Origin of the sequence: Pseudarthrobacter sp. R1 (assembly GCF_024494415.1) — a bacterium.
Lineage (GTDB): Bacteria > Actinomycetota > Actinomycetes > Actinomycetales > Micrococcaceae > Arthrobacter.
In genome coordinates this window covers 54,789-66,323 of sequence record NZ_JAMKFI010000002.1, presented here as the reverse complement: position 1 = coordinate 66,323, position 11,535 = coordinate 54,789, and the positions used below count along the sequence as shown (strand labels likewise).

Sequence of the window (11,535 nt, the reverse complement as noted above, 5' to 3'; positions counted from 1 at the left end):
GCCGCTTCGGGTTCAAAACCGAGCGGCGGCTGCAGCGGACCGTCTTGAACGCCTCTTCGAAGGTATCGTCGCGTTGGGGCTTGGACTAATGCGTGGCCTCGATTTCGTGAATGGTCAGCTTCCGGAAAGTGGCGGCTGCTTCATGGGCGTAAAGGCGGATTCCGTTGTCGCCTCCAAGCGGGAATACCCGGTGCGAGTGCACCACCCGACCGTCTCCGACGAATACCTCCACGCTCGTGCGGTCCACAAGGATGCGAAGGGTGAGCCGTCCCGTCGAGGGGTCAATCGGCGTCTGGGTTTCGCCGCCGGTTGGGTTGATGGTGGGACGCCTGTTCAGGTAGACGAAGGGGCCCCGCAGGAATGCGCCGGCGGCGACGTGCCTTCCGCCGCCCGGTGCGCGGCACACTTCAAGACCCACGTTCGCAGGTGGGAAAGCTGGGTCCCATACGAGCTCGCAGTTGAGGTCGTAAGCGGAAGCGCCGACCTCGAGGTCGCGGGTGCCCCTTACAAGCACGTCGCCCAAAAGATGGGTGCGCTTCACATGGTTTTGCAGCGCCGAGGTGGGGGCGGAGACGAGGTGGTACACACCGTTTGTGTGTTTGAGGCGGATGTCGCGGACGATCATGTCATCGCCGTTGTAGCCGTCTGTTTCGAGGGTTGGCGTGTTGTGGGGGTAGTCCCAGAAGTTCGCCCACCCAATTGCCCGGCGGAGGGTCTCATCTTCTACACCTGAGGCGTCGTGATGCGGGTATGTGACCGCCCCGTAAAAGTCATAGCCATAGTCGAGCCATTCGGGCTCGGGGTGATCGGGGGTGAACGATGTACCGTCGAAGGCGCCTGTCCAGTACGCATAGGTGGCGGGCAGGCCGCGGCCTTTGCCGTTGGCGCTCGTGCCGAGGATCCAGTGTGAGCTGCCGTCGTCAGCGGTCATGCGGAAAATATCAGGGCATTCCAGCAGCCCGACATCCGTGCGTACGAACTCGTCGACGCGCCGCCAGGACCGCAGGTCGTCCGATGTGTAGAAGCCGAGCTTCTGCCCCTCGGCGTTCGCCATGAACCACTGCCCGCGGTCAGCGTCCCAGATGACTTTGGGATCGCGGAAGTCATGAACTCCGGGGTTCGGCAGCACCGGGGCCGTGCCGGCGGCCTGGAACGAGCGCCCCCGGTCGGTTGAATACCAAAGATACTGGGCCTGCCGGCCTTCCGGCGCCTGCGTCACGAGCGCGAGCACCGTCCCCTCGCCGTAGCCGGCGGTGTTCCGCTCATCGACCACAAGGCATCCTGACCAGCAGTCACCGTTGCCGTTACTGAACTTGGGGATCGCGACGCCGCGGTCGGTGAACGCCACGTGATCCGTGGTGGTCGCGCGGCGCCATGATGTGCCTCCGCCGCCCTGCAGGTAGTTGGCGTTGTAGAGGTAGTAGTAGTGGTATTCCCCGTCTATGTAGATGGGGCGCTGCGGGTCGTTCTTCCAGTTGTCCGGCACGCTGAAGTGGTAGGCGGGGCGCATTCGGCGTGATCCTTTGACAGTGGGCCTTTTGATCCCGGATCGGGTGTCCTGGCCGGTGCGGCTGCGGCGGGTTCAGCAAACGCTGCTGTCAGCGCGAGCGATCCGCTGAGTGCCGCCGCCCCACTTCCGGTTAGGAGTGAACGACGAGAGACCGTGGGTGAATCTTCCATGGTTTCCTTCTTGTTTTTGGGCAGCCTCGATGCTGCCGTGTCAGTGGTTTTTGATCTACTGCCCCGGGAGTTCAGGGGAAGAGGAGCCGCGTACCCTCATGGATGTTGGCCATGGTCCAGGCGTCGAGGGAGAGTATCCGTGCCGTGCCTTCGGCGGCAAGGCTGACACGTTCCCCGCCCAGCGTGGGGTACACGCGCGCTGTGAGCGGCATCCCGTTGGCAAAAATTTCGACGGCGGACCGGTCCAGGATGACACGCAGGTGCACCCGACCTTCGGGCATGGGAACGGGGCCGGACTTGTCTTCCACATCAACCGTCGGATCCAGGCTGCTTCGCGTGCGGTCCAGGCGGAGCATGCCGTTGTTGGTGCCGTCAGCCGCCCTGCGCAGCTCGATGATCGTTTCCTCGCTGGGGCTGCCGGGCGTGTCACGGTCCGGGGAGCCCAGTACGCCTAGTCGCAGCAGGGCGCCCGGGTCGATTTGGAGGTCCAGTTCGAGGTCGAGTTGGTTGCCGGATATACCGGTGTCCAAGGGCACGGTTGTCCCGGCCAACACCTGTGCGGCCAGACCGGCGTGGTGGCGGCGCAGCCTTTTAAGTTCAGGTACGGGCGCGAAGCGGAGAGTCCCGTCCTCCGCCGCCGTGACGATTCGCGGCAGGCTCATGACGCCCGACCAGCCGGCTTCCACCATCGCCGCGTCACTGCGGCCTTCCTGCATCCAGCCGAACATGACACGCCGGCCGGACTCGTCCTGGAACGATTGTGGTGCGTAGAAGAAACGGCCTCCGTAGTCGAGGCGGTGCAGCGCCGCGGGCTCGAAGGTATCCCCGGCATACCGGCCGGTCCAGTACAGCGGGTGCCGGGTGTCGCCGTCGTCCCAGGCGGAGAAGACCAGCACATCCGGCAACCCGTCAGAAGGTGCAGATCCCAGCGAACCCTGTCCCGCCCGGAACAGGTCCACGCATTCCCACATGGTCCCCGTCCAGTCATTGTCCGCAGGATCGCCATGCGAGGCATCGCCGATGAGCAGCGGCCCGATGTAATCCCACCGCCGCAGGTCTGAGGACTCGTACAAAAACGCGGTGCCGCCGCGCTCACGGATGCCTGAACCCACCAACTGCCGCCACGTGGTTCCTTCACGCCAGACGCAGTGATCGCGGTACGCTGTGATGTCCACGCCAGCCGGCGGTGCTGCGATCACGGGATTTCCGGGGTCCTTCGTCCAGCTCAAAAGGTCCGGGGATCCTACGGCCACGCAGGGCAGCTCCTTGCCCTCGAACCGCCCCGAATACACCAGGGTGGGCGTGCCGCCGTCGTTCACCAAGACCCCGGACCAGCAGCCCTCGGCGTCGGGGCCTGCGGACGGCTCCAAGGCAACAGGCTGGTCCGTCCAGCTGACGAGGTCGGTGCTGGTGGCATGACCCCACTGGATGCGGTGGTGGAAAGCGCCCTCCGGGTTGTACTGGTAGAAGAGGTGGTACGTGCCGTTCCATTGGCTGACGCCGTTGGGATCATTGAGCCACCCGGCCGGTGACAGGAAATGGAAGCGTGGCCGGAGGGGGTCGGCTTCCGCCCGGGCAACCAGCTCATCCTGGGGAACGGTGGCGAGCGGGTGGGTGAGTTCAGTCATGCTGAGGCCTTTTCTTGGGCGTTCGACGACGGGAGGTTGGGTTGTGCCGGTTCGCCCGCCAGGGCATGGCCGTCGTTACCAGCCCAGGGCCGGTAGAGGTGGCAGCGCACCCAGTGCCGGTTTTGGGTGTCTCCCACCTGATGGCGCACGGGTACTTCGGACGAACACGCCTGGTTCGGGTCGCCGTCGTAAGCGCACGTCGTCGAAGCCATCACCGCCTGCCGCAGTCCGGCACGGCGGACGGGATCATACGAGCCTGCCCGGGCCGGGTCCGGGTCCGGGACTGCCGAAACCAGGAGCTGTGTGTAGGGGTGCGCGGGGTTTGCCAGCAGGTCCAGGGACTCGCCTTCCTCAACGAGTTCCCCGGCGAACATGACGGCCGTGCGGTCCGCCAGGTAGCGGGCGGAGGCGAGGTCGTGGGTGATGTAGAGCATGGAGATCCCCTGCTCGTCGCGGAGCTTGCGCATCAGGTTCAGCACGCCGATGCGGACAGAAACATCCAGCATGGAGGTGGGTTCGTCGGCCAGGATGACTTGTGGTTCAACGGCGAGGGCACGGGCGATCGCAACACGCTGGCGCTGGCCGCCGGAGAGCTCGTGCGGATACGAGTTCAGCATGTCGGCCTGCAGGCCAACAGTGGTCACGAGTTCTTCGAGCCGCCGCCGGGTCTCCTCCGCGGAGCCGCCGCCCTTGCCGTGGATTGCCAGCGAACGCCGCAGGAAGTGCTCGATCCTGTGGGCCGGGTTCAGTGAACCGAAGGGGTCCTGGAAGACCATCTGCAGCTGGGACCGGAACACACGCGACGCCTGGAAGCGGTCCCGCTTAAGGATGTCGACGCCGTCGATCAGGATGGCGCCGGAGCTCGGCTTCTCGAGCCGGGCTACGCAGCGGGCCAGGGTGCTCTTGCCGGAACCGGACTCGCCCACAAGCGCCACAATTTCGCCGCGGCCGATGGTCAGGTCCACTCCGTGCAGAGCGCGGACCGATCCGCGGGTGAACAGCCCCCCGATGGGGAACGACTTGCCGAGGCCACGGATTTCAAGGGCGGGGGTGCTGGTGGTGGAACCAGCCGCGGGGGACGTCAGGGACTGGCTCATCGTGCGGCTCCTGCCAGGGTTGCGGAATCGATCACTGCAGCGTCGGCACCAAACGGGGCCACAAAATGGCCGGGAGCCGCCTCGGTGAGGTCCGGGATGTTCCGGAACTTCACGCCGTCGGGCAGCCCCGTCAGCGGAACACGCGGGCCGGTGAGCGGCGGGAACGCGCCCATCAGCGCCTGGGTGTAGGGGTGGCGGGGGTTGGCGTAGACGTCCTGGGCCTTCCCGGTTTCCACGATCCTGCCGCCGTACATCACGGCCATGCGGTGGGAAAGTTCCACCATGAGTGACATGTCGTGCGTGATGAACAGGACGGAGAAGCCGAGCTCGCGCTGAAGATCCTTGATCTGCGCCATGATCTCCTGCTGCACCACCACATCCAGCGCGGTGGTGGGTTCGTCGAGGATCAGCAGGGACGGCTTGAGCGCCACGGCCATCGCTATGACAGCCCGTTGACGCATGCCGCCCGAGAGCTGGTGCGGGTAGGACTTGAGGCGCGCGGGGTCAATCCTCACGAGTTCCAGCAGCTCAGCAGCGCGCCGCAGTGATTCCTTCCGGGAGTATCCGGCGTGGGTGGTGTAGATGTCCACGATCTGTTCGCCGATGGTCAGTACCGGATTGAGCGAGTTCATGGCTGACTGGAAGACCATGGCCACGTCCTGCCAGCGGAAACGCCGCAGTTCCTCCGGGCTCATGGCCAGGACGTCCTTGCCGCCAAAGGAAATGCTGCCCCCTGCGATCTTCGCGGGATCCTTCAGGAGCCGCATGATCGAATTGGCGATGGTTGACTTCCCGCAGCCCGATTCCCCTGCGAGACCGAACACCTCACCGGTGCCGATGCTGAAGGAAACGCGGTCGACGGCGGTGGTGGAGCGGGTGTCGCCGATGTATTTGACGGTGAGGTCCTTGACGTCCAGGACGGGTTCGTGGGAGCCGAAGGACACTTGGGAGATGGTCATTTGGAGGTGCTCCTTTCGGTATCTTTCGGGGTTTTGATCTTCCGCAGCCGCGGGTTAGTGACCTCGTCCACTGCATAGTTGATGAGGGCAAGGGCAAAGGCGACCAGCGCGATGCAGACGCCCGAGGGCACGAACACCCACCAGCTGCCCGTCAGCAGGGCGCCTTCATTGCCAGCCCAGAAGAGGTTGTTGCCCCACGAGACCGTGCTGGCATCGCCCAGGCCCAGGAACTCCAGGCCCGCCTGGGCGCCGATGCCGTAGATCACGCATGCCAGCAGGGTGCCCATAACGATCGAGGCCATGTTGGGCAGGATTTCGCGGAACATGATCCGGCCTGCCCGTTCGCCGGACACTACGGCCGCGGCCACAAAGTCCTTGGAGCGGATGGATAGGGCCTGTGAGCGCAGGACGCGTGCTGAGCCTGCCCAGCCGGTAACCACGAGGACAAGAATTACGGTGCCCAGCCCCGATGGGCAGGAACGCGGCCAGGATGACCAGCAGCGGCAGGCCGGGCAGGAGCAGGAAGACGTTGGTTACCAGGGAGAGTGCTTCGTCGATGAACTTGCCGAAGTACGCCGAGGCAAGTCCCACCAGGATGCCGATGAACGTGGATGCGAAACCAACGGTGAGCCCCACGAACAGCGAACTCCGGGAGTCGTGGACCGTCAGCGAGAGAACGTCCTGTCCCTTGGCTGTAGTTCCCAGCCAGTGCTCGGCTGATGGTTCCAGGGAGGCCATGGCAGTGATCCGCGACGGGTCGCCGGGGAAGAGCACCGGTGCCAGCAGGGCCAGTGCGATGAAGACGAGCATCACGGCCATGCCTGTCAGGGCTTTTTTGTTGGTGAGGATGCCGTGGACGAAGCTGCGGTTGGGCTTGCGGGCAGCCGGGGTTTTGGCGGCCGTTGTGCCGGGTTGCTTGAGGATTGCGGTTGTCATGATCGATTCCCCTAGTTGCTGCGCACGCGCGGGTCGAGGCGGACGTAGAGGATGTCCACCAGGAAGTTGGCCAGCAGCACGGCGGCGGTGATGGTCAGGAACAGGCCCTGCATGAGCGGGTAGTCGAGGCCCTGGACGGCGTTAAGGAGCTGGTAGCCGACGCCGGGGTAGGCGAACACCACCTCGGTGAGCAGCGCACCGCCCACCACGAATCCCAGTCCCATGCCGAAGCTGGTGACCGACGGGAGCATGGCGTTGCGTGCTGCGTAGCGGAGCATGATCCGGCCCGGGCGGAGTCCCTTGGCTTCGGCCATGGTGATGTAGTCCTCGGAGTTGGTGGCGATCATGGTGTTCCGCATGCCCAGCATCCAGCCCCCGATGGAGACCAGCACGATGGTCAGTGCCGGAAGCACCAGGTGGGCGCCGACGTCGCCAATGAACTCCCACGTAAACCCGGGCTCCAGGCCGGCAGTGAAGGCGTGCCGGATGGGGAACCAGTTCAGTACGACGCCGAACAGGTACAGGGCACCCATCGCGAGCCAGAAGTAGGGGAAGGAGCCGATAAATACGAGCAGCGGTGGAAGCGCGGAGTCCACCGCGCCGCCGCGCCGCCAGGCGGCCAGGACACCCAGCAGGTTACCCACGACGGCGGCAATCACCAGGGCGGTTCCGCCGAGAAGGAGGGTCCAGCCGATCTGGGACGAAATGACCTCGGTGACCGGGGTGGGGAACCGGGAGATGGAAACGCCCATTTGCCCGGTGAAGATGTTGGACATGTAGCCGATGTACTGTTCCCAGAGGGGCCGGTCGTCAACGCCGAGCAGCTTGCGCAGGGCCTCGATCTGTTCGGGCTGCATTCTGTCCTGGGAGCGGGCGAACATGCGGGAGACGGGGTCCCCGGGCATGAAGCGCGGGAGCAGGAAATTCAGGGTGACGGATGCCCAGAAGGCGATCAGGTAGAAACCCAGGCGGCGCAGGATGAAGCGCACGGTTTCCCTCCATTCGGGAATTACGGAAAGTTTGGGGGGCTGGCCGCCGGATGATCCGGCGGCCAGCTGAGGTGGGGCGGGTGGGCCCACGCTGCCGCGGGGCCCCTTACCGAGGGGCCCCGAGCGAGCTTGCGAGCTTGGGGAGGTAAGGGGAGGTTCCCTGGCCGAAGGGGAGCGAGGCCAGGGAGGCGGTGGGGATTACTTGCGCGGTTCCAGCGTGGTCAGCACAAGCACCGTGGTGGGCGACTTCACCGAGAGCGTGGCGTAAGGGTTGTCCTGGGTCGGCCAGCCGGTGAAGCGGGTGTCATTGAAGGCGCCCCATTCCGGACCGGAGAACAGCGGCACCAGCGGTGCGGCGTCGTCGTACTCTTCCTGCAGCTTGTTGACGATGTCCTTCTGCTTGGACTCGTCGGCCTCTGCAGCGAATTCTGCCAGCAGGGCGTCGGCTGTGGTGTCGCCGAAGCGGTGGTAGTTGTCAAACGTCTTGGTGCCCACGGGCTTGACGGTCGCCGTGCCCATGGCGGCGTTGAAGTACTTGTACGGGCTGGGGTCGTTGGCGCTCCAGACGATGCCGGAGTCGAAGTCGCCGGTCTCGTAGCCGGCGACAACGGCTGCCCAGTCCGGGGATTCCACCTTGGCCGTAACGCCGACTTCTGCCAGGTTCTGGGAGATCACGTTGGCCACGGACAGCCAATCGGACGAGGTTGCACCAACAGAGATCTTGAACTCGAACGGCTTGCCGTCCTTGAGGGTACGCTTGCCGTCGGCACCCTTCGGGTAGCCCGCCTTGTCCAGCAGTTCGTTGGCCTTTTGGGCATCCAGCTTGGTCCAGGTGCAGTTGTCCTGGACCTCTTTGTTCTTCCAAGTCTCGTAGTTGCCGGAGAGCCCGGTGCAGTCTGCAGGCTTGGCGTAGCCGCCCATGCCGATCGTGGTGACCTGCTCCCGGTCAACGGCCATGCTCAGGGCCTTGCGGACATCAACATCGTTGAAGGGGGCCTTGGTGGTGTTGAGCTGCCAGTTGATCATGGCACCTGTGGCAGGGAACCAGTACTGCCGGTGTTCCTTGTCCTTGGAAACGAACGTCTTTTCGATGTTCGGGATGTACTGCGGAGCCCAGTCCACGTCGCCGTTCGCGGCGGCGAGGTTGGCGCCGTCGTTTCCTGCAAAGGCGAGCATCTTGATACCGGCGATCTTTTGCTTGTCCGGCTGCCAGTAGTTGGGGTTCTTCTTCAGCACAAACGACTGGGCCTGGAAACTGTCAACCTCGGTGTAAGGGCCTGTGCCGACGGGCCTGGCATTGGCGTCCTTCTCCGGGTCACTGAGGGTGGACCAGACGTGCTTGGGCAGGATGGTGAGCTGTCCGAGGTCGTAGAGGGCCGGGGACCACGGCTTGTTGAAGGTGAAGGTGACCTTGTTCCCGTCGGCCGTTACGGTCTCCAGGTACTCGAAGCCTCCCTTGATCTTCTTCTGGAGCTCGAAGGTGTAGGCGACGTCCTCGGCCACGAAGGGCTGGCCGTCGGACCATTTAACGCCGTCGCGCAGGGTGAAGGTGATGGACTTGCCGTCGTCGGCGGCCTTCCATTCAGTGGCCAGCCACGGCACCGTGTCACCCTTGGCGGGGTTGAAGATCAGCAGCGACTCGTAGATGGACTGCTGGACCATCGGGTTGACGGTGGGGGCAAACGGGTTGAAGTTCTGCACGAACGTGCCCATGTCCTCACGCGGAATGGTGAGGAAGGCGCTGGCGTTCGCTGCGGCGTCGGTGCCGGCAGCCTTGTTGCCGTTGGCTGCACAGCCGGTCAGCAGCAACGCGCCTGCCGCCAGGCCGGCCGCCGTGATGCGGGCAGCCCTCAGGAATCGGGGTTGTGTCATGATGGTTATCTCTTTCCTATCTTCATCAGCAAGGTGAAGGGGTGGGGGAGGGGTTGCTCTTCGAAAGTGATTTCGCGGTCAGACCGAAGAGCGTTCTAGCAGCGGACAGCCGACTAATTGCTGGTCGGCAACTATCGGCTGTCCTGCTGTCAGAGCTGCGAGCGTCTGGACTCCCAGGGCGCCCATTTTTTCGAACGGCAACGCAACCGTGGTCAGCTTGGGCCTGAGGTAGGCCGCAATCAGTTCCTGGTTGTCGAAGCCAATCACGGCGATGTTCCCGGGGATGGTCAGGCCCCGTTCCTTAATGGCGTCGTAAGCGCCCATCGCCATGCGGTCGTTGAGGCAGAACAGCGCGGTTGGCCTGTCCTCCTGTGAGTAGCGGTCCAGGATGCGGCACGCGGCCTCATACCCGCCGTCCGCCGTTGCGTACCCGGGCACCACGAGCTCGGGGTCCAGCTCGAGTCCGGCGTCGGCGAGTGCTTCGCGTGCACCCTCCAAACGCCCGATTGCGGCGGGAATGTCCGGATCCAGGTTGATGACTCCGATCCTGCGGTGGCCGGCCTGGAGCAAACGTTCGACGGCGACGCGGCCCCCGGCACGTTCGTCCGGGACAATCGAGGGCAGCTTCCCCTCGGCGTCGAAGCAGTTGATCAGGACGGTGGGTACTTCCTTTGTGCTTTCCGGCACATGCACGCCACGGTGAAACGTAGCTGCGTAGAGAAGCCCTTCCACGCGCTGCTCCAGCAGCTTCTCGGTTGCGGCGTCTTCCATACCCTGGTTGGGTCCTACAGCATCGGCCTGGTCGGAAGGTGCGATGAGCAGGAACTTGCGGTCGAGCCAGGCCTGGTCTTGGGCACCCTTAATGATGTCGACGGCGAACGGTGCCGTCACGATCTCGGTGACAATCCCGTACCAGTCGCTGCGCTGGGCTGCCAGTGCACGTGCTCCTGCGTTCGGGCGGTAGCCCAAGGAATGGACAGCTTCGTAGATCCGGGTGCGGGTTTCCTCGGAGATACTGGCATTTTCGCGGTTGCTCAGCACGAACGAGACCGCGGTCCGGGAAACGCCGGCGTGCTTGGCAACGTCATTCATGGTGACACCCCGCTGCCGTGCAGCCCCGTCATGGTTCGGGGTGGTGGTCTTCGCCATTGAAAGCTCCGGAGGTGGTCGGTGGTACTGCCCGTTGGTAACGCGCGTTACTTGCGCTATGTGATAGAGGTTACGCGCGTTACTAGATCCCTGTCAAGGGTCTATTTCTGGCCCACGCAACAGCCTGCAGGCGTCCCGGGCAGCCGCGAAGAGGGTGGTGTTATGCGTGCATTTGCAGCTGGGGCCGGTGCTGAAGCCCTGTGCGGAATTCGTCTTCGGTCGGGGCCCGGGCGCCGGCCCGGGATACGGTGACTGCGGCGGCAGCAGCCGCGGTGCGTCTGGTGCCTTCGGGTGTGGTGATGACGTCGGTGAGGGCTTCGCCGATCGCGACGACGTCCAGCGCCTGCCGCGGATGGTCCGGCTTGCCGTTGGTGTGCATGTTTCCTTTCCTGGTTTGGGTGCTGCCCTACGCGTGTTGGGTGACCTGGAGGCTGTTAATGGTTGCCGTGCCGCCGGCGGCGTAGGCGGCGAGGCTGGTGCTGGTTTCGGCCGGGAAGATCAGTTCGGTCATGGTGACCAGGCCGTTTTGGGCGAACACTTCCACTGAGCAGCGGTCCACGAAGATGGTGAGGTGGTAGGAGCCCGAGGTTGCCCGGAGGGGGGCGGTGTCGATGGAGGGGAAGGTTTCGTGGAAGTCTGTGATTCCGGATTCGCGCCGGTCCACGAACAGTGTGCTTTCACCGGGGCGGATGCCCACACGGGTTCCGGTGGCGCCGTTGCCGCGCAGGATGAGGCCGAATTCCGCTGCGCTTCCGGGCGTGAAGGTGACGTCGATGCGCTGGACGGTGCCTTCCGCGCCCGCCAGGACCTGCACGCCGTCGTTGATGGTGGTTGCAGTAAGGCAGTATGGGGCCGGGCCGGCCAGGGCTGTCCAGTCGCCGGCGGGCTGCTGGACCAGGGAGAGGTTGCCGTCGCGTGTTTGGAGTGTGATTTCACGGGCGAGGCTCATGGGGCTGCGCCAGGGGGTGGTGGGGATGTGGTTGGCGTAGTCCCAGTTGTTCATCCAGCCGATCATGAGGCGGCGGCCCTCCGGGGCATCGCTGAAGGAGACGGCGGCGTAGTCGGCGTCCACCGCGGCAGACACCTCCATGATCTGCCCAAAACCTCATCCTCGGCCAGAGCCCGGGGCGAGGCAACCGCATACTTTCTCCCACCACGGCGCGTCAGCGACGCTGGACCGCTAGTCCCGCCCCGAGCGGCCGGTACACCTCACGGGCGGCCTCAT

9 protein-coding genes and 1 pseudogene are annotated in these 11,535 nt (G+C 64.6%); all 10 read right to left on the bottom strand.

The features are described from left to right. Positions 1–85 precede the first annotated feature (85 nt). On the bottom strand, positions 86–1,510 hold the full coding sequence (locus M8J71_RS02165; RefSeq protein WP_256246387.1) for a glycoside hydrolase family 32 protein: 1,425 nt from the start codon (positions 1,508–1,510) through the stop codon (positions 86–88). A gap of 241 nt (positions 1,511–1,751) precedes the next feature. Further along, positions 1,752–3,308, bottom strand: a complete 1,557-nt coding sequence (locus M8J71_RS02160) for a glycoside hydrolase family 32 protein (RefSeq protein ID WP_256246386.1) — start codon at positions 3,306–3,308, stop codon at positions 1,752–1,754. Beyond that, positions 3,305–4,405 (bottom strand): ATP-binding cassette domain-containing protein, encoded by a 1,101-nt coding sequence (locus M8J71_RS02155; protein WP_256246385.1) that lies wholly within the window; start codon positions 4,403–4,405, stop codon positions 3,305–3,307. The genes M8J71_RS02160 and M8J71_RS02155 overlap by 4 nt, the downstream gene beginning before the upstream one ends. Further along, positions 4,402–5,364, bottom strand: coding sequence for an ABC transporter ATP-binding protein (locus M8J71_RS02150; protein WP_256246384.1), 963 nt, complete (start codon positions 5,362–5,364; stop codon positions 4,402–4,404). Before M8J71_RS02150 ends, M8J71_RS02155 begins: the two co-directional genes overlap by 4 nt. Continuing rightward, positions 5,361–6,300, bottom strand: a pseudogene (locus M8J71_RS02145) (ABC transporter permease). Before M8J71_RS02145 ends, M8J71_RS02150 begins: the two are co-directional and overlap by 4 nt. Positions 6,301–6,311: 11 nt before the next feature. Continuing rightward, positions 6,312–7,289 (bottom strand): ABC transporter permease, encoded by a 978-nt coding sequence (locus M8J71_RS02140; RefSeq protein ID WP_256246383.1) that lies wholly within the window; start codon positions 7,287–7,289, stop codon positions 6,312–6,314. Between the two features lie 198 nt (positions 7,290–7,487). Next, positions 7,488–9,161, bottom strand: coding sequence for an ABC transporter substrate-binding protein (locus M8J71_RS02135; RefSeq protein WP_256246382.1), 1,674 nt, complete (start codon positions 9,159–9,161; stop codon positions 7,488–7,490). 78 nt (positions 9,162–9,239) lie between these two features. Then, positions 9,240–10,310: a LacI family DNA-binding transcriptional regulator gene (locus tag M8J71_RS02130; protein WP_256246381.1), complete on the bottom strand. Its 1,071-nt coding sequence runs from the start codon at positions 10,308–10,310 to the stop codon at positions 9,240–9,242. 160 nt (positions 10,311–10,470) lie between these two features. Next, a complete protein-coding gene (locus M8J71_RS02125; RefSeq protein WP_256246380.1) occupies positions 10,471–10,689 on the bottom strand; it encodes a hypothetical protein in 219 nt (72 codons plus the stop codon). Between the two features lie 27 nt (positions 10,690–10,716). Then, positions 10,717–11,400, bottom strand: a complete 684-nt coding sequence (locus tag M8J71_RS02120; RefSeq protein ID WP_256246379.1) for a GH32 C-terminal domain-containing protein — start codon at positions 11,398–11,400, stop codon at positions 10,717–10,719. Between the last annotated feature and the right edge of the window lie 135 nt (positions 11,401–11,535).

Bases quoted from the DNA above. Each gene is read 5' to 3' on its own strand.
- M8J71_RS02165 (WP_256246387.1), bottom strand. From the start codon at position 1,510: ATGCGCCCCGCCTACCACTTCAGCGTGCCGGACAACTGGAAGAACGAC.
- M8J71_RS02160 (WP_256246386.1), bottom strand. From the start codon at position 3,308: ATGACTGAACTCACCCACCCGCTCGCCACCGTTCCCCAGGATGAGCTG.
- M8J71_RS02155 (WP_256246385.1), bottom strand. From the start codon at position 4,405: ATGAGCCAGTCCCTGACGTCCCCCGCGGCTGGTTCCACCACCAGCACC.
- M8J71_RS02150 (WP_256246384.1), bottom strand. From the start codon at position 5,364: ATGACCATCTCCCAAGTGTCCTTCGGCTCCCACGAACCCGTCCTGGAC.
- M8J71_RS02135 (WP_256246382.1), bottom strand. From the start codon at position 9,161: ATGACACAACCCCGATTCCTGAGGGCTGCCCGCATCACGGCGGCCGGC.
- M8J71_RS02130 (WP_256246381.1), bottom strand. From the start codon at position 10,310: ATGGCGAAGACCACCACCCCGAACCATGACGGGGCTGCACGGCAGCGG.
- M8J71_RS02125 (WP_256246380.1), bottom strand. From the start codon at position 10,689: ATGCACACCAACGGCAAGCCGGACCATCCGCGGCAGGCGCTGGACGTC.
- M8J71_RS02120 (WP_256246379.1), bottom strand. From the start codon at position 11,400: ATGGAGGTGTCTGCCGCGGTGGACGCCGACTACGCCGCCGTCTCCTTC.